Origin of the sequence: Ramlibacter alkalitolerans (assembly GCF_016722765.1) — a bacterium.
Classification (GTDB): domain Bacteria; phylum Pseudomonadota; class Gammaproteobacteria; order Burkholderiales; family Burkholderiaceae_C; genus Ramlibacter; species Ramlibacter alkalitolerans.
Genome location: NZ_JAEQND010000004.1, coordinates 269,403 through 290,998 on the forward strand (window position 1 = coordinate 269,403; position 21,596 = coordinate 290,998).

25 protein-coding genes are annotated in these 21,596 nt (G+C 71.4%); 10 read left to right on the forward strand and 15 right to left on the reverse strand.

Annotation, left to right across the window (positions count from 1 at the left end; genetic code table 11):
- Positions 1–4: 4 nt before the first annotated feature.
- Genes sufT through JI746_RS08755 form a run of 8 tightly spaced genes read right to left on the reverse strand, consistent with a single transcriptional unit; the run spans position 5 to position 7,055 of the window.
- A complete protein-coding gene (gene sufT, locus JI746_RS08720; RefSeq protein WP_201688559.1) occupies positions 5–547 on the reverse strand; it encodes a putative Fe-S cluster assembly protein SufT in 543 nt (180 codons plus the stop codon).
- A complete protein-coding gene (gene sufU / locus JI746_RS08725) occupies positions 544–999 on the reverse strand; it encodes a Fe-S cluster assembly sulfur transfer protein SufU (protein WP_201688561.1) in 456 nt (151 codons plus the stop codon). Before sufU ends, sufT begins: the two co-directional genes overlap by 4 nt.
- Complete coding sequence (locus JI746_RS08730) at positions 996–2,237, reverse strand: aminotransferase class V-fold PLP-dependent enzyme (protein ID WP_201688562.1); 1,242 nt, start codon at positions 2,235–2,237, stop codon at positions 996–998. Before JI746_RS08730 ends, sufU begins: the two co-directional genes overlap by 4 nt.
- The gene (locus JI746_RS08735) at positions 2,230–3,441 is read right to left on the reverse strand and encodes a SufD family Fe-S cluster assembly protein (protein ID WP_201688563.1); all 1,212 of its coding nucleotides are present in this window, start codon (positions 3,439–3,441) and stop codon (positions 2,230–2,232) included. The genes JI746_RS08730 and JI746_RS08735 overlap by 8 nt, the downstream gene beginning before the upstream one ends.
- Positions 3,442–3,444: 3 nt before the next feature.
- Positions 3,445–4,215, reverse strand: a complete 771-nt coding sequence (gene sufC / locus JI746_RS08740) for a Fe-S cluster assembly ATPase SufC (RefSeq protein ID WP_201688564.1) — start codon at positions 4,213–4,215, stop codon at positions 3,445–3,447.
- Positions 4,216–4,238: 23 nt separating this feature from the next.
- Positions 4,239–5,693 carry a Fe-S cluster assembly protein SufB gene (gene sufB, locus JI746_RS08745; protein WP_201688565.1) on the reverse strand — a complete coding sequence of 485 codons (1,455 nt, stop codon included), beginning with the start codon at positions 5,691–5,693 and terminating at the stop codon, positions 4,239–4,241.
- Positions 5,686–6,417, reverse strand: coding sequence for a helix-turn-helix domain-containing protein (locus JI746_RS08750; RefSeq protein WP_201688570.1), 732 nt, complete (start codon positions 6,415–6,417; stop codon positions 5,686–5,688). The genes sufB and JI746_RS08750 overlap by 8 nt, the downstream gene beginning before the upstream one ends.
- Positions 6,414–7,055: an FmdE family protein gene (locus tag JI746_RS08755; protein ID WP_201688572.1), complete on the reverse strand. Its 642-nt coding sequence runs from the start codon at positions 7,053–7,055 to the stop codon at positions 6,414–6,416. Before JI746_RS08755 ends, JI746_RS08750 begins: the two co-directional genes overlap by 4 nt.
- Before the next feature lie 197 nt (positions 7,056–7,252).
- On the opposite strand from JI746_RS08755, the gene JI746_RS08760 reads away from it, so the two are divergent.
- Genes JI746_RS08760 through JI746_RS08790 form a run of 7 tightly spaced genes read left to right on the forward strand, consistent with a single transcriptional unit; the run spans position 7,253 to position 12,195 of the window.
- The gene (locus tag JI746_RS08760) at positions 7,253–7,648 is read left to right on the forward strand and encodes a group III truncated hemoglobin (protein ID WP_201688573.1); all 396 of its coding nucleotides are present in this window, start codon (positions 7,253–7,255) and stop codon (positions 7,646–7,648) included.
- Positions 7,648–9,300 (forward strand): cbb3-type cytochrome c oxidase subunit I, encoded by a 1,653-nt coding sequence (locus tag JI746_RS08765; RefSeq protein WP_201688577.1) that lies wholly within the window; start codon positions 7,648–7,650, stop codon positions 9,298–9,300. The genes JI746_RS08760 and JI746_RS08765 overlap by 1 nt, the downstream gene beginning before the upstream one ends.
- Positions 9,290–9,892 carry a cbb3-type cytochrome c oxidase subunit II gene (locus JI746_RS08770; protein ID WP_201688579.1) on the forward strand — a complete coding sequence of 201 codons (603 nt, stop codon included), beginning with the start codon at positions 9,290–9,292 and terminating at the stop codon, positions 9,890–9,892. The genes JI746_RS08765 and JI746_RS08770 overlap by 11 nt, the downstream gene beginning before the upstream one ends.
- Positions 9,893–9,911: 19 nt before the next feature.
- Positions 9,912–10,514: a c-type cytochrome gene (locus JI746_RS08775; RefSeq protein ID WP_201688581.1), complete on the forward strand. Its 603-nt coding sequence runs from the start codon at positions 9,912–9,914 to the stop codon at positions 10,512–10,514.
- 30 nt (positions 10,515–10,544) lie between these two features.
- Positions 10,545–10,988, forward strand: coding sequence for an RrF2 family transcriptional regulator (locus tag JI746_RS08780; protein ID WP_408004085.1), 444 nt, complete (start codon positions 10,545–10,547; stop codon positions 10,986–10,988).
- A complete protein-coding gene (locus JI746_RS08785) occupies positions 10,988–11,614 on the forward strand; it encodes an SCO family protein (protein WP_201688583.1) in 627 nt (208 codons plus the stop codon). Before JI746_RS08780 ends, JI746_RS08785 begins: the two co-directional genes overlap by 1 nt.
- Positions 11,611–12,195, forward strand: a complete 585-nt coding sequence (locus tag JI746_RS08790) for a hypothetical protein (RefSeq protein WP_201688584.1) — start codon at positions 11,611–11,613, stop codon at positions 12,193–12,195. Before JI746_RS08785 ends, JI746_RS08790 begins: the two co-directional genes overlap by 4 nt.
- Before the next feature lie 9 nt (positions 12,196–12,204).
- On the opposite strand, the gene JI746_RS08795 is transcribed toward JI746_RS08790, so the two are convergent.
- The 6 genes from JI746_RS08795 to JI746_RS08820 all read right to left on the reverse strand — a co-directional run bounded on the left by JI746_RS08795 (position 12,205) and on the right by JI746_RS08820 (position 18,292).
- On the reverse strand, positions 12,205–14,259 hold the full coding sequence (locus tag JI746_RS08795) for a VWA domain-containing protein (RefSeq protein ID WP_201688587.1): 2,055 nt from the start codon (positions 14,257–14,259) through the stop codon (positions 12,205–12,207).
- Complete coding sequence (locus tag JI746_RS08800; RefSeq protein ID WP_201688588.1) at positions 14,259–15,047, reverse strand: CbbQ/NirQ/NorQ/GpvN family protein; 789 nt, start codon at positions 15,045–15,047, stop codon at positions 14,259–14,261. Before JI746_RS08800 ends, JI746_RS08795 begins: the two co-directional genes overlap by 1 nt.
- The gene (locus tag JI746_RS08805) at positions 15,047–16,417 is read right to left on the reverse strand and encodes a cbb3-type cytochrome c oxidase subunit I (RefSeq protein ID WP_201688589.1); all 1,371 of its coding nucleotides are present in this window, start codon (positions 16,415–16,417) and stop codon (positions 15,047–15,049) included. The genes JI746_RS08800 and JI746_RS08805 overlap by 1 nt, the downstream gene beginning before the upstream one ends.
- A 12-nt stretch (positions 16,418–16,429) precedes the next feature.
- Positions 16,430–17,266 (reverse strand): c-type cytochrome, encoded by an 837-nt coding sequence (locus JI746_RS08810; RefSeq protein ID WP_201688590.1) that lies wholly within the window; start codon positions 17,264–17,266, stop codon positions 16,430–16,432.
- A gap of 318 nt (positions 17,267–17,584) precedes the next feature.
- Complete coding sequence (locus JI746_RS08815; RefSeq protein ID WP_201688592.1) at positions 17,585–17,821, reverse strand: hypothetical protein; 237 nt, start codon at positions 17,819–17,821, stop codon at positions 17,585–17,587.
- An 81-nt stretch (positions 17,822–17,902) separates the two neighbouring features.
- Entirely contained in the window at positions 17,903–18,292 is a 390-nt protein-coding gene (locus JI746_RS08820) for a GreA/GreB family elongation factor (RefSeq protein WP_201688597.1), read from the reverse strand.
- Positions 18,293–18,687: 395 nt separating this feature from the next.
- Here JI746_RS08820 and JI746_RS08825 point away from each other — a divergent pair, with 395 nt between their 5' ends.
- From JI746_RS08825 to JI746_RS08835, 3 genes are all read left to right on the forward strand, one after another.
- Positions 18,688–19,467: a transglutaminase family protein gene (locus JI746_RS08825; protein WP_201688599.1), complete on the forward strand. Its 780-nt coding sequence runs from the start codon at positions 18,688–18,690 to the stop codon at positions 19,465–19,467.
- Positions 19,468–19,483: 16 nt separating this feature from the next.
- Entirely contained in the window at positions 19,484–20,782 is a 1,299-nt protein-coding gene (locus JI746_RS08830; RefSeq protein ID WP_201688601.1) for a DEAD/DEAH box helicase, read from the forward strand.
- A gap of 164 nt (positions 20,783–20,946) precedes the next feature.
- The gene (locus tag JI746_RS08835; protein WP_201688603.1) at positions 20,947–21,213 is read left to right on the forward strand and encodes a hypothetical protein; all 267 of its coding nucleotides are present in this window, start codon (positions 20,947–20,949) and stop codon (positions 21,211–21,213) included.
- Between the two features lie 63 nt (positions 21,214–21,276).
- On the opposite strand, the gene JI746_RS08840 is transcribed toward JI746_RS08835, so the two are convergent.
- Positions 21,277–21,588, reverse strand: a complete 312-nt coding sequence (locus JI746_RS08840; protein WP_201688604.1) for a hypothetical protein — start codon at positions 21,586–21,588, stop codon at positions 21,277–21,279.
- Positions 21,589–21,596 lie beyond the last annotated feature (8 nt).

The following is a 21,596-nucleotide window of genomic DNA, read 5'->3' on the forward strand; positions in this document are numbered from 1 at the left end:
CGCGTCAGAGCCCCAACGCCAGTTGCGCGGCTTCGGACATGCGCGAGCGGTCCCACGGCGGGTCGAACACCATGTTGACCTTCACCTCGCCGACTTCCGGCAACTCCAGCACCTTGTCGGCCACTTCCTCGGCCAGCAGGTCGCCCATCCCGCAGCCGGGCGCCGTGAGGGTCATGTCGATTTCGATCCGGGTGCGGCCATCCGGCAGCGGCCCGGGCTCGCACCGGTAGACCAGGCCCAGCTCCACGATGTCGATCGGGATCTCGGGGTCGTAGCAGGTCGCCAGGGTGCGCCAGATGCGGGCCTCGAGATCCATTTCCCCGTGGTCGCCTTCGGGTTCCGGCGCCGGGACCGGCTTCCCGATCGCATCGGCATCGCTGCCCTTGAGCCGCACCAGCTGCCCCTCGACCACCAGCGTGAAGTTGGAGCCGAGCGCCTGCGTGATCTGCCCCAGTGTCCCGGGGTCCAGTTCCAGCGTCGTGCCATCGGGGATGCGGTCGACGGTGACCGGACGGCGCACGATCACCGATTCGCGCCTGGCTTTCACGCGCTGGCCTCCGCGGCGGCTGGCACCGGTTCCTGCAAAGCGTGCATGAGGGCATGCCACCCGAGCAGGGCGCACTTGATGCGCGAGGGGTACTGGCGCACACCCGCCAGGCTCACCAGCTTGCCCAGCGACGCCGCTTCGGGCTCGGCCTCGCCGGTGAGCACGGCGCGAAAGCGCTGCGTCCAGGCCTGCGCGGTGGCCACGTCGGCAGCCAGCACGGCCTCGGTCATCATCGAAGTCGAGGCGATGCAGATGGCGCAGCCCTGGCCGGTGAAGCCGATGTCGGCGATGCGATCGTCCGCCAGCCTCAATTGCACCCGCACCTCGTCGCCGCATTGCGGGTTGCGGCCCTGCGCTTCGTGCGTGGGCGCGGCAATGGGGCCGAAGTGGCGCGGGGCGCGCTTGTGTTCCAGCACCAGGTCCTGGTACAGGTCGTCGCCGACGATGTTCATCGCAGCACCTCCAGCGCGTGGGCCACGGCCTCGGCCAGCCGCTCGACTTCCTCGTGCGTGTTGTAGATGGCGAAGGAGGCCCGGGTGGTCGGCCCGACGCCCAGGCACGCCAGCAGCGGCTGGGCGCAGTGGTGGCCGGTGCGCACCGCGATCCCGTGCGCGTCCAGCAGCGTGCCGATGTCGTGCGGATGCGCCCCGTCGGCGACGAAGGACACGATGGCCGACGCGTTCGCGTGCGGGGCGAGCACGGTCACGCCGGGCAGCGCGGCCAGGCGCTGGACCGCATGGGCGCGCAGGGCCCGCACGTGCGCGTCGATCGCATCGCGCCCGACCACGTCGATGTAATCGGCCGCCGCGGCGAGCCCCACCGCGCCGGCGACGTTGGGCGTGCCGCCTTCCAGCCGGGCGGGCAGTTCGGCCAGCCCCGCGTCGCTCTCGCTGACCCATTCCACCATGTCGCCACCCAGGCGCGACGGCGCCAGCCGCTCCAGCGCGGCGCGCCGGCCCGCCAGCACGCCGATGCCCATCGGGCCGTACATCTTGTGGCCGGAAAAGGCCAGGAAGTCGCATTCGAGCTGCGCCAGCTGCGGCACTTCGTGCGCCATCGCCTGGGCCGCGTCCAGCACCGTGAGCGCGCCCGCTTCGGCCGCCAGGGCCAGCAGCGCCTCGTAGGGCGGCCGCTCGCCGGTGGCGTTGGCGCAGGCGGTGAGCGCGAAGACGCGCGTGCGCGGCCCCAGCAGCTGCGCCAGGTCGTCGGGGTGCAGCCGTCCGGCTGCATCCGGGCGCAGCACCAGCAGGCGGGCACCGCTGCGGCGCGCGGCCCACTGCCACGGCACCAGGTTGGCGTGATGTTCGAGCGCGGTGGTGACGATCTCGTCGCCGGCACGCAGCACCGGGAGCGCGAGCGCCGCATCGGACAGGCCGCCGGCGACCAGGTTGAGCGATTCGGTGGTGCCCGAAGTGAAGACCAGTTCGTGCTGCGCGCCGGCGCCGATGAAGCGCTTGAGCCGCGCGCGGGCCTGCTCGAAGGCGTCCGTCGCACGCTGGCTGAGCGTGTGCACGCCGCGATGGATGTTGGCCCGGCTTTCCTGCTCGAAGGCCGCCATCGCGTCGCGCACCGTGCGCGGCATGTGGGTGGTTGCGGCGTTGTCCAGGTAGGCGAGCGGTGCGCCATGCACCTGCTGCGCCACGCCTTCGAAGCCGCCGGCCAGCGTGCGCGCCGAGAGCAGGTCACCCATGGCCGGCCTCCTGCGGGTCCAGGTCGAACTGGCGCGCCAGCGCCGCGGACAGTGCTTCTTCCAGCCGCATCTGCGCGGGCAGCGTTTCGTCGTCGATCGCGCGCGCGAGCACCGCCCGGGCCAGGCCGGCGACGATCAGCGCGCGGGCCTGCGCCTCCGCGATGCCGCGCTGGCGCGCATGGAACAGCGCCTCCTCGGGCAAGGCGCCCCAGGTGGCGCCGTGCGCGGCCTGCACCTGGTCGTGGTGGATCTCCAGGTGCGGGCGCAGCACGATGCGCGGCTGCCCGGCGACGGGGATGCCGGCCAGGCGCTGGCGGGCCTGCGCGTCGTCGCAGCCGGCGGCGATGCGGGTGTGCGCGCTGGCCACCACCTGCGCGGTGGCGCCGGGCAGCGCGAGCATCTCGATGCCGCTGCGCGTGCGGGGCGCCGCATGGCGGGCCAGCACCTGCTGCTCCAGCGCACCGTTCGCCGCCAGCAGCACCCCCGCCGTCGCGACGGACGCACCCTCGCCCTTGAGCTCGAACACGTTGCGCTGCAGGTGGTAGGCGCCGCCGGTCGCCAGCAGGCACTGCGCGTACGCGGCCTCGCGCTCCAGCCGCGCGTGCACGTGGTGGGCCACGCGGTCGCCGGCGCCGGGAAGGACGGATCGCAGGTGCTGCAGCTGCGCGCCCTCTTCCAGCATCACGTGCAGCTGCAGGTTCTGGGTGACCGCTGCGCCCGGTGCGAAGGCGTGCGTCTCCAGCAGCACGCAGCGGGCACCGGCCTGCAGTTCCAGCAGCAGCAGCGGGGCTTCGACCGCCCCGTGGCCGCGGTGCTCCAGGTGCAGCAGGGTGGGCGCTGCGCCCGGCGCCGTCGCGCCGACGCGCACCCGCAAGGCGTGGCGCAGCAACGCACGATGCGCCCAGGCGAAGGCGGCCGCATCGTCGTCGCCCGGGGACGGAACGGCCGACATCAACCTGACACGCTGCGCCGGCTTCGCCATGTCGAACCAGCGCAGTGCCGCCGCGCCCGGAGGGACGCCGGGCACTTCACGCAAGGACCAGCCGCAGTCCGGCGGTCCGCTGTCTTCGCGGCCTTCCTCGCCCAGCCAGGCGGCCGCGGGCGGCGGCGGCAGGTGCCGGAACAGTTCGGCGCGGCGCGGAATCCAACCGTGCGCCGCAAGATGCGCGCGGGCGGCGCGGCGCGGGTCGAGGGCCGTGTCCATCGCTCAGGCCTCCAGCGCGGCGGGCGCGCGCACGTAGCCGCTGCGGGCGATGTCGTGCACCATCTCGAGCCCGCCGCTCTGCGCGATGCGGCCGCGGTCCAGGCGCAGCACGGCGTCGGGTGCCAGCGACTCGATCAGCTGCTGGTAGTGGGAGATGACCAGGAAGCCGGTGCCCTGCGCCCGCAGCGAGCGGACCAGGTCCACGGTCGCGCGCACGCCGTCGACGTCCATGCCGGAGTCGATCTCGTCCAGGATCGCCAGGCGCGGCTTGAGCATGGCCAGTTGCAGCAGCTCGTTGCGCTTGCGCTCGCCGCCGGAGAAACCCTCGTTCACCGGCCGGTTCAGCATCGCCTCGGGCAGGCCCACGCCGCGGGCCGCGCCGCGCGCTTCGCCGAGGAAGTCGAAGGCGTCCAGCGGCGCCTCGCCGCGCGCTTCGCGCACGGCATTGACGGCCGTGCGCACGAACAGGTTGTTCTTCACGCCCGGGATGTCGGGCGGGGCCTGGAAGGAGACGAACAGCCCGGCGCGGGCGCGCGCCTCCACGCTCAGCGCGAGCAGGTCCGCTCCGGCCAGCAGGGCGCGGCCGCCGGTCACGCGCAGACGGGGATGGCCCGCCAGCGCGAGGCCGAGGGTGCTCTTGCCGCTGCCGTTGGCGCCCATGAGGACGACGACGGCCCCGGCACTCACCTGCAGCGAGACGGATTCCAGCACGTTGCGGCCGGCAACCTCGACGCGCAGGTCCTGCACCTGCAGCACGGGTGGGGTGGGATGCATGGGTTCTTTCCTGGTCATGGTCTTCAGCCGACGGCGCCTTCCAGCGAGACGGCCAGCAGCGAGCGCGCCTCGAGCGCAAACTCCATCGGCAACTCCGCCAGCACCGACTGGCAGAAGCCGCCGACGATCAGCGCCGTCGCCTCCTGGGCGTCGAGGCCGCGCTGGCGGGCGTAGAACAGGCGCTCCTCGGAGATGCGGGTGGTGGTCGCCTCGTGTTCCACCTGCGCGTCGGCCCGCGCCGCCTCCACGTAGGGGAAGGTGTGGGCGCCGCAGTCGCCGCCGATCAGCAGCGAGTCGCACTGGGTGTGGTTGCGCGCGCCCTGCGCCGTGGGCGCCACCCGCACCAGGCCGCGGTAGCTGTTGTGCGCGTGGCCGGCGCTGATGCCCTTGGCCACGATGCGGCTGGTGGTGTCGCGGCCGATGTGGATCATCTTGGTGCCGGTGTCGGCCTGCTGGAAGTGGTTGGACACCGCGACCGAGTGGAACTCGCCGCTGGAGCCGTCGCCGCGCAGCACCACGCTGGGGTACTTCCAGGTGATCGCCGAGCCGGTCTCGATCTGCGTCCACGCGATGCGCGAGCGCTGGCCGGCACACAGCCCGCGCTTGGTGACGAAGTTGTAGATGCCGCCGCGCCCGCGCTCGTCGCCCGGGTACCAGTTCTGCACCGTGGAATACTTGATGCGCGCATCGTCGTGGGCGACAAGTTCGACCACCGCCGCGTGCAGCTGGTTCTCGTCGCGCTGCGGCGCGGTGCAACCTTCGAGGTAGCTCACTTCGCTGCCGGCCTCGGCGATGATCAGCGTGCGCTCGAACTGCCCGGTGTTGCGCGCGTTGATCCGGAAGTACGAGGACAGCTCCATCGGGCAGCGCACGCCCGCCGGCACGTAGACGAAGGAGCCGTCGGAGAACACCGCCGAATTCAGGGCGGCGTAGAAGTTGTCGCCCGGCGGCACCACCGATCCCAGGTAGCGCTCGACCAGCTCCGGATGGTGCTCCACCGCGTGCGAGAAGGAGCAGAAGATCACGCCCGCCTTCGCCAGCTGCTCGCGGAAGGTCGTGCCGACCGAGACGCTGTCGAACACCGCGTCGACCGCGACGCCCGCGAGCCGCGCGCGCTCGTGCAGCGGCACGTTCAGCTTCTCGTAGGTCTCCAGCAGCTTGGGGTCGACCTCCGCCAGGCTCTTGGGTCCGTCCTTCAGCGACTTCGGGACGGAGTAGTACGACAGCGCCTGGAAGTCCGGCGGCTCCATGCGCAGGTGCGCCCAGTCCGGCGGCGCCATGGACTGCCAGCGCTGGAACGCGGCCAGGCGCCAGCGCAGGAGGAAGTCGGGCTCGCGCTTGCGCCGCGAGATCTCCCGCACGGTGGCTTCGTCCAGCCCCGGGGGCAGGGAATCGGACTCGACGTCGGTGACGAAGCCGTGCCGGTAGGTTTGCTGCAGCGCGCGTGCGAGCGGCGCGTCGGTGGCGCTGTCAGGCATGGAGCACCCTTTCGGTGGCGGCGACGCGGGCGCGCAGCGGCAGTTCGTCGAACAGGGACAGGAGCGCCTGCCGGTCCAGCAGGACGATGGACCGGCCATCCACCCGCAGCAGGCCGCGCCGGTGCATTTCGGTGAACGTGCGGCTGACCGTCTCGATCTTCACGCCCAGGTAGCTGCCGATCTCGCGCCGCGTCATGCGCAGGTGGAACTCGGTGGCCGAATAGCCGCGGGCATGCAGCCGGTGCGACAGGTTCAGCAGGAAGGAGGCGACGCGCTGCTCCGCGTTCATGCAGGACAGCAGCACCGCCAGCTTCTGCTTGCGCACCAGTTCGCGGGCCAGCAGGTGGGGCAGGCTCGCCTGCAGGGGCGTCATCCCTTCGAGCTCCGTATCGGTGTGGGGGAAGACGACGACTTCCGAGTCCTCCAGCGCGACAGCGGTGCTGGCATGGCAGTCGCTGGCCAGGCCGTCCAGCCCCAGCATGTCGCCCGCGAGCTGGAATCCCGTGACCTGCTCGCCCGCGTCCGGCGTCGCGACGGTCGTCTTGAAGGTGCCGCTGCGCACCCGGTACAGGCTGCGGCAGCGATCGCCCTCGAGGAACAGGATCTCGCCGCAATGCACCCGGCGGCGCGGCGCGACCGCCCAGGCATCGCGCGGGTGCGGGGCGCCGTAGGCCGCGCGTCCCGCTGCGCCGGAGCGGCCGAAGGCGAGGACGGCGGCGTTCATTGCACGCCGCCCGCAGCGTGCAGCACGACGATCACGCGGGGGTCGTCCGCATGCTGCAGGAGCAGGCGGCGCACCCGGTCCTGCCAGGCGGCGCGGAACGCCTCCTGCTGCTCGGGCGACGCGACGCCGCGCACGCACAGCGGCATCAGCTCCATGGCTTGCGGGTCGCCCGGCACGGGCCGCAGGTCGGCCGACACGCCGACGGTCGTGCCGGTATCGAGCCGCGTGAAGCGCATCTGCGTGGCGATGGGCGCGCCGTACGCGAGCAGGCCCTGGCGCACGAAGCGCCCGCCGATGCCGTGGAAGCCGCCCTCTCCCGCCGCGCCGGTGAGGAAGCCGGCGACTCCGCCGATCACGCCCGTCACCCCTTCGGTCGCCGGATCACGCAGTTCGACCCGGAGTTCGCCGCGTCGCGGCAGCGCGTCGGGGTACAGCGCGCGCAGCGCGGCGCGCGTCATGAGGAAGGCGCTCGCCACCGTGGGGCACGAGTGGCCGGCGAACTGCACGGCGTGCGCATAGCGGTATTCCAGCTGCCCGTCGCGCACGGCCCCCAGGAACTCCGCCAGCGGGTCCTGGACCCGGATCACCGGCGCTTCGTCGAAGAAGGAGGGGAAGGAGGCGAAGGCGTCGGTGGTCATGGCGGCGGTTCCGGTGCGCGGGCACTTGAACATGAGTCTTTGATGAATCTTATTGTAGATGCTGCCGCGCGCCGAAAGCCCAGTGACCCTTCTGTTGGTACCGTTGTTGTCCCTTGCAGCCCACCGGCATTCCCGCGCCACAAAGATTCATATTCAGTGCATCTTATAATCTCCGCTCTTCGACAAGACGACGCGACATGCCCACCCCCGATCTCTGCACCGAGGAAGAAGTGACCCGGCTGGTGCACGGCTTCTATGCACGGGTCCGGCAGGACCCCCTGCTCGGCCCCATCTTCGACACCCACGTCCGGCACTGGGACCGGCACCTGGCCACCATGGTGGACTTCTGGTCCGGCGCGCTGCGCGGGACCGCGCGCTTCCGCGGCGCGCCCATGCCCAAGCACGCGGTGCTGCCCGGACTGAGCGCCTCCCTGTTCCAGCGCTGGCTGGCGCTGTTCCACCAGACCACGGCCACGCTCGACAACGCGCCCATGACGCAACGCGCGAACGATCTCGCCCTGCGGATCGCGGAAAGCCTCTGGTACGGCTACCAGGCCGCGCGCGCGGCCGGCGCGCAGGAAGGAGTGGCGTGATGGACAGCGCAGCCCTCAGCCTGCTCGCGGCCTTCCTGCTGTCGCTCCTCGGCCTGTTCGCCTTCATCTGGTCGCTGCGCCAGGGCCTGCTGGTGGAAAACCCGGCCGCGGCCTCGGTGATCTTCGCCCGCGGCGAGGTGGGCCGGGTGGACGACCCCGCCCTGCACGCCGCGCAGCAGCACTCGCTGCAGGCGGCGGCGACCGCCGCGCCGCCGCCCGGCGCCGACGCCGCCGACCTGCGCGCGCGGGTGCTGGCGGACCGCTCCAGCGCCCTGCCCGTCTTCATGTTCGCGGCCTTCGCCTGCTTCTGGCTGCTGCTCGGATCCGTCGCGGGCCTGACCTCGTCGATCAAGCTGCACGCGCCCGACTGGCTGGTGCAGCAAGGCTGGCTCACCTTCGGCCGCATCCGCACGGTGCACCTGACGGCGGTGCTCTATGGCTGGATCACGAATGCGGCGCTCGGCCTGATCCTGTGGCTGCTGCCGCGGCTGCTGCGCACGGAACTGCGCGGCGCCCCGTGGACGCTGCTCGGTGGCGCGCTGATCAACACCGGCATCGCCGCCGGCATCGGCGCCATCGCCATGGGCTGGAGCGACGGCATGGAGTACCTGGAGATCCCGTGGCAGATCGGCCTGTTCTTGGTCGCCGGCCTCGCGATGATCATCCTCCCGGTGCTGACCACGCTGGTGAACCGGCGCACCGAACACCTCTACGTGAGCGTCTGGTACCTGGTCGCGGGCCTGCTGTGGGTGACGCTGCTGTTCGTGGTGGCCAAGCTGCCCGGCGTGCACACCGGCGTGCAGCAGGCCACCACCAACTGGTGGTACGGCCACAACGTGCTGGGCCTGTGGTTCACGCCGGTGAGCGTGGGCGCGATCTACTATTTCCTGCCGAAGATCATCGGCCGGCCGGTGCGCTCGTACAACCTGTCGCTCCTGGGCTTCTGGACGCTGGCCTTCTTCTACGGCCAGGTCGGCGGGCACCACCTGATCGGCGGCCCGGTGCCGGGCTGGCTGGTCACGCTGTCGATCGTGCAGAGCCTGATGATGGTGATCCCGGTGATCGCCTTCACGATCAACATGGGCGGCACGCTGCAGGGCCGCATGCACCTGGCGCGCTGGTCGCCCACGCTGCGCTTCATGATGTTCGGCGGCCTGGTCTACCTGGCCTCCTCGCTGCAAGGCTCGATGGAGGCGCTGCGCAGCGTCAACGCCATCACGCACTTCACCCACTACACGGTGGGCCATGCGCACCTGGGCGCCTACGGCTTCGTCAGCATGGTGCTGTTCGGCGCCATCTACTTCATGCTGCCCCGCGTGCTGAACTGGGAGTGGCCGTATCCGCGCCTGATCACCGTGCATTTCTGGCTGGCCGCGACCGGCATCGCGATCTACTTCGTCGCCCTCACCATCGGCGGCTGGCTGCAGGGCCTCGCGATGCTCGATCCGGCGCGCGACTTCATGGCCTCGGTCACGCTCACGCGGCCTTACCTGGAATGGCGTTCCGTGGGCGGCTGCCTGATGCTGGCCAGCCACGTCGTCTTCGTCGGCCACTTCCTCGCGATGGCGCTGCGCTTCGGGCCGATGCGCACCGGTGCCGCCCTGTTCGGGACGGCGCGCCCCGAGGACCTGGAGCTCGCGTATGGAAAATGAAACCAAGCTGGCCGCCGGCGCGATGGTCGCCCTCGGCGTGGCGACCGCCGCCCTCGTGGTGCTGCCCTACCTGCAGGTGAGCGATGTCCCTGCACCGGCCAAGCTGCGGCCGTACACCGCCTCGCAACTGCGCGGGCGCGCCGTGTACGTGGCCAACGGCTGCGTCTACTGCCACAGCCAGCAGCCGCGCGACCGCGCGCTCGCCCCCGACGCGCAACGCGGCTGGGGCCGCGCCTCGGTGCCCGGCGACTACGTATACGACAAGCCCCACCTGCTGGGAAGCATGCGCACCGGGCCGGACCTGTTCAACATCGGCGCCCGTCAGCCGAGCAAGGAATGGCAGCTCGGGCACCTGTACCAGCCGCGCGCCTACGTGAAGGAATCGATCATGCCTTCCTACCCCTTCCTGTTCACGGTGAAGGATGCGGGCGAGGCGCAGCGCGAAGGCGAACAGCCGCTCGCCCTGCCCCCGGGCTTCGCCCCCGCGGAAGGCCAGGTGGTCGTGCCCACCCCCGAGGCGCTGGACCTGGTGAAGTACCTGCAGGCGCTGGACCACACCTATCCCGTGCTGCCCGCCGCGCCCCAACCCTGATCCCGAGACCGAAGACACCATGCCGATTCCCGCCCCCGCGCCGACGCCCGCGCAGCTGCGCGAAACCGCCGACCCCACCGAGCGCAGCCAGCCGATCCCGTTGCTGGTGGCCGGCATCACCCTCGCGATGGTGCTGGCCGGCGCCGGCTACATCCTGTTCTCCGAGCCCTTCGGCATGCCGGGCCTGGGCGATCGCCGCACGCTGGCCGACCTGCGGCCGGGCGCGGGTGCCGCCGGCGCCGTCGACGGCAAGCAGGTCTTCGCCGCCAACTGCGTCGCCTGCCACCAGGCGGCCGGCACCGGCGTGCCCGGCGTGTTCCCGCCGCTCGACGGATCGGAATGGGTGCAGGGCGAGCCGCGCGTGCTCGCCAATATCCTGCTGCACGGCGTCGAGGGCGAGCTCACGGTGAAGGGCCATCCCTACAAGGGCAGCATGCCTTCCTTCGCCCGCCTGGGCGACGCCGAACTGGCCGCCGTGGCGAGCTACATCCGAACGAGCTGGGGCAACCAGGCCGGCGCCGTCCCCGCGGAGCTGTTCACCGGCGAACGCAAGCAGAATCCGCGCGAGAAGCCCTTCGGCGGCGGCGCGGAGCTCGGGGCCCTGGCCGCCCGTTCCCCCTGACCCAAAGGACCTGCAATGCGGCTTGCGCGCATGACCGATTTCGCCATCCGGCTGCTGATGTACGTCGCGCAGCGGCCGGAGCGCCTCTGCACGATCGCCGAGGTGGCGGCCGCCTACGACATCTCCCAGACGCACCTGATGAAGATCACGCACCAGCTCGCCCTCGGCGGCTGGCTGGAGACCACGCGCGGCAAGGGCGGCGGGATCCGGCTCGGGCGGCCCGCCTCCGAGATCCGGCTCGGCGACGTGGTGCGCACCATGGAGCCGGATTTCTTCATCGTCGAATGCTTCTCCAGCGGCCACAGCTGCATGCTGCACGGCAGCTGCGACCTCACCGGCGTGATGGACGGGGCCTTGCGCAGCTTCATGAACTACCTCGACGAGTACACGCTGGCCGACGTGCTGCCCAAGTCCGACCCCGGGCGCGGCGCGCCGCTGCGCTTCCACGGCCGCAACAAGATCCTCGCCCGCTGATGCTGCGCACCGCCGTCGTCTGTGCCGCGCTCGTGAGCGCCGCTTGCGCCGGGGCCGCGCGACTCACGCACGGCTTCCAGGTGTGGACCGAGGAAGGCGCGCGCCGCATCGAGGTGGCCTTGGCTCCCGTGCCCGCCCCCGCAGTGTCCGTGCAAGGTCCCGGGCTGGCGGCAGGTGAGCTGCGCGGCCTGCTGGCGAACGGCCGCGACATCAGCGTGGTGGAGTTCGTCTACACGCATTGCGAGACCTTGTGCCTGGCCGGCGGCACGGTGTTCCAGCAGATGCAGGCCGCCTTGCAGGCGCGCGCCACGCCGCCGCACGTGCAACTGGTGTCGATCAGCTTCGACCCCGAGCGCGACGACCCGGCGCGGCTCGCCACCTATGCCGAGCGCATGGCGGCCGATGCGCGCTGGTGGCGCTTCGTGCGCGTGCCCACGGCCACGCAGACGCGCACGCTGCTGGATGCCTTCCGGGTGGTCGTGGTGCCGGACGGGCGCGACTTCCAGCACAACGCCGCCTTGCTGGTCGTCGACCGCGAGGGAAGGCTGCTGCGCATCTTCGACTTCGCCGAGCAGCAGCTCGCCCTCGACTACGCGCTCCACCTGGCCGAAGGAGGCAAGCCGTGAGGCGGCTGCAGACCCTGGCGACGCTGGCCGGCGTGGCCGTCCTCGCGCTGCCGCCGGTGCGCCGCTGGCTCGAAGCGAGCATGACCCTGCACATGCTGGTGCAGTTTCCGCTGCTGGTGGCCGCCGGCTTCCTGCTGGCGCGCACCCTTCCCGCGCGGGCGCGCGCAGGCATCGATGCCTGGAATGCCCAGGGCGTCGCCGGCCTGCTCGCCTGCGCGCTCACGCTGATGGTGCTGATGATCCCGCGCCTGCTGGACCTGGCGCTGGTCGATCCGCGCGTGGAGGCGCTCAAGTGGCTCGCCCTGCTCGCCTGCGGCGCGGCGCTGCAGCTCTCCTGGGCGCGGGTCAGCCTGGCGGTGCAGGTCTTCTTCCTCGGCAACGTGCTGCCCATGACGGCCGCGGTGGGCCAGCTTTACCAGGACGCACCGCTGCGCGTGTGCAACGCCTACCTGCTGGACGACCAGGTCCGCCTCGGCCAGGGCCTGGTCGCGCTCTCCGTGCTGGCGGCGGCGCTGGCCATCGTCCACGGCGTGTGGCGCGCCGGCGGCCTTTCGCTGCTCAGGGCGCGCGAAGAGCTGTAGCCGGCCCGGTCAGGCCGTGACGAGCCGCCGCAACCATTCGAGCAAGGCGGCCGGCAGCAGGTCGGGACGCGGCAGCCATGCATAGTGGCGCGGGCCGAAGATCGCCGGGATGTAGTCGGCGGCGCGGCTGTCGACCGTGAGGCAGAACGGCGCGATCCCCTGCAGCCGCGCCTCCACCACCGCCTGCCGCATGTCCTCGACGCCGTAGCGGCCCTCGTATTCGTCGACGTCGTTCGGCTTGCCGTCGGACAGCAGCAGCAACAGGCGGTGGCTGGCGGGCCGGGCGGCGAGCGAGGCGATCGCGTGCCGCATGGCGGCGCCGGCGCGGGTGTAGTGTTCCGGTTCCAGGCCCGCGATGCGCGCGGCCACCGGCGCAGCGTAAGGCTCGGCGAAGCCCTTGATGGGGCGCACCACCACGCCGGCCGGCCCTTCGCCGGAGAACGCGAGCACCTCGTAGGGATCGCCGAGGCCTTCCAGCGCCACGCAGACGAGCAGCAGGGCCTCGCGCTCGACGTCCACGATGCGGCGCCCGCCGGACACCCACGCATCGGTCGAACCGCTCACATCCACCAGGATGACGATGGCCAGGTCGCGCCGGGCGCGGCGTTCGTGCTGGTACAGCCGCTGGTCCAGGGGCAGGCCGGCGCGCAGGTCCGCCCGGGCCTCGATCCAGGCATCCAGGTCGGGCGCATCGCCATCCAGCTGGCGGCGCAGCGTGGTGCGGCGTGCGCGCAGGAGCTCGAAGCGGCGGCGGATCTGGTGCAGCATGGCGGCGTGCGCCGCGAGCGTGCGGGCGACCCATTCCGCGGACCCTTCCGCGGCCGGCTGCAGCAGCACCTGGGCGCCCGGGTGGCGATAGGCGCCGGAGCGCCAGTCCCATTCCGGATAGTGCAGCACGGAGCCCGTGGCCGCGCCAGGGGGCGCCGCGGGCCGCTGCGCGGCGGACACGGGCTCGTCGGACAGCAGCACCTCGCGCGGGCGGCCCGGCGTGCTCACGAGGCGCGCCTCCGGCAGTTCGGACAGCGCTTCGGCGAAATCCTCGGCGGCGGTGTCCGCCTGGCGGTCGGTGGGCCGCTGCAGGCCCATCGGGTCTTCCGCTGCCTCGTGCGGCTGCGCGGTCTGCACCATCCAGGCGCCGGGCTGGCGCTCGTCTTCGTCCTCCGCCGCCTCCCGAACGCGCGGCGAGCGCGCCAGCCGGGCGCTGCGCGGACGCTCGCCCGCCTGCGGCTCCTGCGCGTCGCCGCCCTGCGCGATGGAGGGCGCAGCCCGGAGCGCGCGGAACTCGCCGGTCCAGGCGTCGCGCCACAGCACCGGGCGCGAACCCCGCGGCTTTCGCGCCGGCTGGATCAAGGGCGCGACGGCACGCGCCGCGGCGAGCACATCGTCGGGTGAAGCCGGCAGCACCAGCAGGCCTGCGAGATCGGGCAGGCCCTCGGCGCTCACTCTGGCGGCGCCGGCCTGCAGCAGGGCGCGCGCGAGCCGCTCCATCGGCTGCAGCGCCGCGGGAAACGCCGACAGCGGCGGCCGCTCGGCCAGCGCGCGCTGCCGCAAGCGCGCGAGTTGCGGCTGCAGCCCGGGCAGGCGGATCTGCAGCGCATGCTCGCAGGCGCGGGCCTCCAGCAGCAGGTAGAGATCCGCCACCCCGTCGTCTGCGGCCGCCTGCCAGGCCCGCTGCGCGCTGCCGCGGACGGCGCGCATGGCTTGGTGCATGGCGAGCACGCGGAAGTGCTCCACCGCCTCGCTCGCACCGGCGTCCGGCGGCGCGTCGGCCGGCAGCCACAGCGCATCGCCGTCGGTCGCGGGCACCGCCCGCGGCTGCAGCGGCAGCGCGTCGCGTGCCATCCAGCGGCCCAGCCAGGTGGGTGCGACCGGCGGCTGCGCCGTGCGCAGCGGAAAACTGCGCCCGAAGGCGGCCGACAGCAGCAGGTCCAGCCGGCGGGCGACGTCCGGCAGCCGCGGCGTCGAAGGGCCCTCGACGGGGCGGCGATGCCGCACCCACAGGTCCTGCGCGAAGCCCACCGCATGGCGGGCCGCATCGACGAGGACGTCCTCCGCCTCGGCCATCAGGGGAAGGTCGCTTCGACCAGGTCGTGCATCGCCGACAGCAGCGCCGGTTCGTCGGACAGGGGCGAGACGATCGCGCTGTAGCAGGCGCTGCGCGGCTCGATGCCGCTGGCGATCAGGCGTGCCGCGGCGACCAGCAGCCGCGTGCTCGGGACTTCCGCCAGGCCGCGGTCCTGCAGGGCGCGCAGCCGCTGGGCGAGCTCCACCAGCGCGCGCGCGTGGCCGGCGTCGGTGCCGCCCTCGTGCGCCACGATCACCGCTTCGCGCTCGGGGGGCGGAAAGGTGAAGTCGAGCGCGACGAAGCGCTGGCGCGTGCTCGGCTTCAGGTCCTTGAGCATGCGCTGGTAGCCGGGGTTGTACGAGATCACCAGCTGGAAGCCCGGCGCGGCCGGCAGCAGCTCGCCGGTCTTCTCGATCGGCAGCACGCGCCGGTGGTCGGTGAGCGGGTGCAGGACGACCACCGTGTCCTGCCGCGCCTCGACCACTTCGTCCAGGTAGCAAAGCGCGCCTTCGCGCACGGCGCGCGTGAGCGGCCCGTCCTGCCACACAGTGGCGTCCTGCCGCACCAGGAACCGCCCGACCAGGTCGCTGGCCGTGAGGTCGTCGTGGCAGGAGATGGTGACGAGCGGCCGCCCCAGCCGCCACGCCATGAACTCGACGAAGCGCGTCTTGCCGCAGCCGGTCGGCCCCTTGAGCATGACGGCCAGCTGGCGGCGATGGCACTGTTCGAACAGCGCCACCTCGTCGCCGGCCGGCAGGTAGTAGGGCTCGCTGCGCGCTGCGTCCATCAGGCCGTGGCCGCGCGCGCCGGCGGCAGCGCATCCGCGTCGGCGTCGCCGATGATCTCGAAGCGCGGTGCGTACCGGAAGAAATCGACGATGAACAGCAGCGCGCCGACGGTGAACAGGCTGGCCGTGGCAATGAGCATCAGGAAGTGGACCTGGATCTTCAGCTGCGCGTCCAGGTAGCCCAGGCCCATGATGCGTTCCAGGTAGACCTGGCCGATGCCCGCCGTGGCGAACGACAGGGTCATGCCGAACATGCCGGCCAGCTGCAGCCAGAACGCCCACCAGCCGAGCGGCGTGCCCTGCTCGGGGCGGCGCGTCATCGCCGGCAGCGCATAGGAGATCATGGCCAGCACGATCATCGCGTAGGCACCGTAGAAGGCGGCGTGGCCGTGCATGGCCGTGATGAGCGTGCCGTGCGTCCACTTGTTCACCCCCGGCCAGGTGTGGGCCAGCCCGAGCAGCCCGGCGCCGAACAGCGTGAAGACGGCGCTGCCCACCGTCCAGTGCAGCGCGAGCTTGTTGGGGTGCGCCAGGCCGGAGCGGCGGATCGCGGAGTAGGCATAGACGGCCATCCCGATCAGCGCCAGCGGCTCCAGGGCGCTGAAGAAGCCTCCGAGCGGCAGCCAGTACGCAGGCACGCCGACCCAGTAGTAATGGTGCGCGGTGCCGAGGATGCCGGCGATGAACACCAGCCCCACGATCACGTACAGCCATTTCTCCATGGCTTCGCGATCGGCGCCGGACAGGCGGATCAGCAGGTAGGCCAGGAAGCCGCCCTGGATCATCTCCCACACGCCTTCGACCCACAGGTGGATGGTCCACCAGCGATAGAAGATCGCCACCGTGTAGTTCTTGAAGTGCAGCAGCGCCGGCAGGTACAGCAGCGCCGCCGCACCGAGCCCGAGCAGCAGCACGCCCTCGGTGGTGGTGAAGCGGCCCGACTTGCGGATGGTCATGACGATGTTGTAGAGGAACATGAGCATGACGATCACGATCACGACCTTGTGCGGCAGCGGCTGCTCCAGCAGCTTGTTGCCCGTGCCCCAGCGAAACAGGTAGGCGATGATGGCCGTCACGCCCATCACCACCCACAGTACCAGCTGGATGTACGCCAGCTTCGTGCTGTGCAGCTCCGTGCGCGATTCGTCGGGCACCATCCAGTAGGTCGCGCCCATGAATCCGGTGAGCACCCACACGATCAGCAGGTTGGTGTGGATCACCTTCGTCACGTCGAACGGCAGGATGTACAGCAGCGGATCCGGGCCCAGGTACTTGCTGGCCGACAGCAGGCCGAACACCAGTTGCAGCCCGAACAGGGCGACGGCCACGGCGAAATACCAGTAAGCCACCGATTGCGACTTGTATCTCATGGCGGCTCCCCCTTATTTCAGCGACGACAGGTAGGCGACCAGCTGGTCGATCTGGACGGGCGTGAGGCTCGTGCCGTAGGTGGCCGGCATGAAGGACGTGCCGTTGGTCGAGTACATCGGGCCGGGAACCACATGCGCGCTGGGCTGCATGATGGACTCGCGGATGTAGCCGGCCACGTCCTTGGCCGCGCCCTTGTAGCTGCCCGAGGCCAGCAACTGCTCGGCGCGCGCGCTGACCCCCGCGAGCGAAGGTCCGGCCATGTTGACGCCGGGCGCCACCGAATGGCAGGCGACGCAGGCCGGCTGCGCGCTGCGGAACAGGCTCTCGCCGAGCGCGATCGGGTCCTCGGCGCCGCTGACCGGGCGCGCGCCCGGCGGAGCCCCGCCGCCCCCGCCGCCGGCCGTGCCCGGGAAGCTCGCACCCGTGACGAGGATGGGGCGCGGCGGCCAGCCCTGCGTATCCACGTTGCTCACCCAGTCGAGGAAGGAGATCAGCGCCTTGATGTCAGGCTCGCTGATGTTCTGCTTGGGCATCAGGCGCCGGTGCTTGTTCTCGTCGTAGAACTTCGACGGATCCTTCATGTACGCGGTGAGGTAGGCCTCGCCGCGCAGCTTGGTGATCTTGGTGAGGTCGGGCGCGTAGTAGGCGCCCTCGCCGAACAGCGTATGGCAGTTGATGCAGTTGTTCTCGTGCCAGACGTCCTGCCCGCGCGAGACATCCGCCGTGATGCGGTCGGCGTTGGTGAGCTTGCCGAACTGGCGGTGGCTGTCGATGGTCAGCCCCAGGAACGCCAGTGCGGCAAGCGCAGTGGAACCGATGGCGAAGAGGCGCGCCTGCTTCTTGTTCATTGCGTGCCCCTCGCGCTACACCGAGATGCCGGACCAGTAACGGACTGCGGTGAAGCCCGCATAGGCGATCGCGACCACCATCAGCGCGACGACCGCCCACCCCAGGGCCCTCAGGCCCGTGGACCATGCTTGCATGAGATTCCTCCGGTTCGTTGTCCTCGTTGGAACCCCGCCTGGAGTTGAAGCACAGGAGCGGGGCGGCCATCCTAGCGCAGCACGCCCCTGCCCTGGACGCCGTCCGCCGCGCGGCAGACGCTCCGTGTCAGAAATTGGTTCCCCCATGCATGGCGGCGGCGGTCCGCCGCCCGGGCTCCTGGCCTAGAGGCCCGCTGCGCGGGTCAGCACGATGTTCGAGCCCGCCACCCGCATCGCCTCGTCCTTCGCCATCTCCACGTGCCGGCCGTCGTCGAGCCGGTACTCGGCGACGCCGGTGGGTTCCCAGCGCTCCGCGTTGCCTGGCACCAGCGCCAGGCGTTCGTACCCGCAGACCTTGTAGCGCTGCCCGTCGGAGCCGACGGCCGCAAACGATTCGAGCAGGTGAAGACGCGTGTCCATGGTCATGTCCTTTCGTCAGTGGCTGGATTGCGAACAGGATGGCGGTGTCGACCGGCGGCGTGCCCGCAGCGCCCGCGCCGTCTAGGCGGTGAACTGCGCGATGCGCGAAACGGCCATCACGCGCGCGCGGCAGGGCAGCCCGGTCGGTGATTCCCAGCAAGCGATGCTCCCGACGCGCAGTCCGATCAGCGCCATCCCGATCGGCGACAGGACGGAGATGTAGCCTTCGCGCGGCTCCGTCTGGCCGGGATAGCAAAGCACGAAGCGATGGCGGCGGCCGGTGGCCACATCCCGCAGGTCCACCTGCGCATACATGGCCACGACGTCGGACGGCACGAGCGTGGCCTGCACGACCTCTGCGCCACCGAGCAGTTCCGCCAGTTCGCCGGGCGCGTCGGCGCCGCGCAGTTGCGCGAGCCGGCAGAAATCGAGTTCGGAGAGCGTGCGCTCGCCAAGGGTTGCGGCATTCATGAAACGAACTCCATCGGACTGGAGCCCTGCGCGGGCTCGGGTTGGCGCGGAGTTGGCCCGGCGGTCGAAGCTGCGCTGGAAGGAAGTGCGGCCGCCGGGCTCAGGAATGTGCGGCGGTGCGATGCAGCACCAGCCCGCGCAGCGCGGCGCAGCACGCGTGCGATGGCGGTGCCGGCAAGGGCCGCGGCATGCAGGTGCCCTTCGGGTGCGAACGTGACAGCAGCAAGGCCATGAGGGACAGTATAGGCAGCGGCCCGCGCGCAGCAAGCCTCCACCGAATTCTGGCAAGCTTCGCCGGGTCTTCTCGCGCGGCCAGGGTGTAGGCGCGCTCCACGCGCCTGTGCGGTACCTTCCTACGGCCGAGATTGCCCGGATGGCCCATCATTGCTGCGACCATGAGACTCCGCACCCGCAATCGCATTGCCCTCCGCTGCGAGGAGGCCTGCCCCGTCCTCGCCCTGCTGCGTCCGCGCAGCGGTGCGACGCAGTGGATCGTGCGCGAGCGCTACGACATCGAGCCGTGGGTGCCCGCCACCGAATACGTCGACGGCTACGGCAACCTGTGCCAGCGCTTCACGCTCCCCGAAGGCGAAAGCGTGCTGGACGTGGAGCACGAGGTGGAAGTGCCGGACCAGATCGACGTCGACCTGGCCGCGCCGCAGGTGCCGCCGGCGCAGCTGCCGGACGAAGCGCTGCAGTACCTGCTGCAAAGCCGCTACTGCCCGAGCGACAAGATGTCGGAGCGGGCCAGGGAGATCGTGCAGGGCTGCCCACCGGGCTACCCGCAGGCCAAGCGCATCGAGAGCTGGATGCGCGAGAACATCGACTACCGCTACGGCGTGAGCGAGGCGAGCACCTGCGCCATGGACACGCTGGGCTGCCGTGCCGGCGTGTGCCGCGATTTCGCCCACGTGGGCATCGCCCTGAGCCGCAGCCTCATGATGCCGGCCCGCATCGTCGTCGGTTACCTGCATGAACTCGATCCGATGGACATGCACGCCTGGTACGAGGTCTTCCTCGGCGGCCGCTGGTACGCCTTCGACGCCACCCAGGAGGAGCCGCGCGGCGGGCGGGTGGTCGTCGCGCGCGGCCGCGACGCCGCGGACGTTGCATTCCTGTCCGAGTACGGCCCGCTGGAAGTGACGCAGATGGACGTGAGCGTCACGCGCGTGTAGCCGGCCTGGAACCACGATGCATCCCGCAGCGCCAGGCGCTCCCGGTACCGAGCCCGCATCGCCCGCCTTGCCGACGCCGGCCTTCGCCGCGCTGGGCCTGTCCGCCGAGCTCGCGCGCGCGTGCAGCGACGTGGGCTATGTGCATCCGACGCCGATCCAGGTGCAGGCCATTCCGCCGCTGTTGCGTGGCCAGGACGTGCTGGGACTGGCGCCCACCGGCTCCGGCAAGACCGCGGCCTTCGCGCTGCCGCTGCTGCAGCGGCGCGTGGCCGGACGGCAGCACGCGTTCAGGCGCGTGCGCGTGCTCGTGCTGGTGCCCACGCGCGAACTGGCGCAGCAGGTCGGCGAGGTGTTCCGCCGGCTCGGCGCCTCCTTCGCGCGGCCGCTGAAGGTCGCGGTGCTCTATGGCGGCGTGTCCGTGAACCCGCAGATGATGCGCCTGCGCGGCGGCGCCGACGTCGTGGTGGCCACGCCGGGGCGGCTGCTGGACCTCCTGGATCGCAACGCGGTGCGCCTGGATACCGTCGAAGCCCTGGTGCTCGACGAGGCGGACCGCCTGCTGGACTTCGGCTTCGCGGCGGAACGCGAACGCGTGCTCGCCGCGCTCCCCGCCGAACGCCAGAACGTGCTGTTCTCCGCCACCTTCGCGCCGGAGGTGCAGGCCCTCGCCGACGGCCTGCTGCGCGACGCCGTGCGCATCGAGGTGGCCGGCGAAGCGCGGGCCGCACCCGCCATCGAACAGCGGGTGATCCTGGTGGACCCGGGACGCCGCACGGAGTTGCTGCGCCACCTGGTGCAGGAGGGCGGCTGGCGGCGCGTGCTGGTCTTCGTCGCCACCCGCTACGCGACGGAGCACGTCGCGCGCAAACTCGCCGGCCGCGGCATGCATGCCGCGTCGCTGCACGGCGAGATGAGCCAGTCGCAACGAAGCCAGGTGCTGCAGGACTTGAGGGACGGCCGCTGCAAGGTCCTGGTGACGACGGACCTTGCGGCCCGCGGCATCGACATCCCGGGGCTGGACGTCGTCGTCAATTACGACCTGCCGCGCTCCCCCGACGACTACGTCCACCGCATCGGCCGCACGGGACGCGCCGGCGCGCAGGGCATGGCCGTGAGCTTCGCTGGCGCCGGAACGCAGGCCCACTTCCGCCTGATCGAGAAGCGCCAGCAAATGAGCCTGCCGCGCGAGCAGGTGAAGGGTTTCGAGCCGGTGGAGGTGGCCGTCCCGCCCGTGGCTTCGGAAGGCGTCGGCGGGGTGAAGGGCAAGAGGCCCAGCAAGAAGGACAAGTTGCGTGCCGCCGCGGCGCGCACATGATCTTCGTCAGTGCTTGCGCGGCCCCGAACCGCGACAATCGGAACCCTCAAGCGTCCGCACCAGCACCCTGGTGACCCGCCTCGAACCGCGCCGTCCAGGAGCGGCAGGCACCCACCCTGCCTTGCCCTTGCGCTGCAGCGCCCTTCCCCATCCTCAGGAACATCATGAAATTCGCATTCATCGCCCTGGCCTTGCTGGCCGCTGCACCCCTGGCCCAGGCCCAGGCCAACGGCGAGCACCCCGCCATCGTCGCCCGCCGTGTCATCGCATCGCAAGGCTACGACTACGCATCGGCCTTCTATCGCCACCCCGCGGGGCTGAGCCTCGCCGCCGAGGCGCCCCGTTCGGTCGCGGAAACCCCGTCGCCCGGGGCCGAACGCCGCAGCGGGGTCAGGCATGCCGGCACCGGGCGCGTCGCGTCGACCCGGTGATCTGCGCTGTGCATCGGTGCTGCACCGCCGGCTGAACTGCATCGTCCGGCAGGTCAGGCAGCTTCAGTACCCGACGCTGGCCCCCGGCACGTCGACGTGCACCACCGGTCTGCCGAGCGCTGCACTCGCGCAACGGCCGAACTGCTGCGCCCATTCGGGGTCCGCGAAGCCGGAGGGACCCACCGCCCGGGCCACCAGCAGCACCTTGTCGGCATTCAGGAGCTTGCCCGTGAGGCGCAGGGGCTCGCATTCCAGTTCGGTGAACTGTTGATCGAGCCAGGCTCGCGCCGCCTCCGCCGTCATCGGCTCCGCGTGTTCCAGGTTGATCCGCACAGGTGCGGCATCCTTGAACGTGACGCTCACTTCGCTCTTCATGGCAGTGC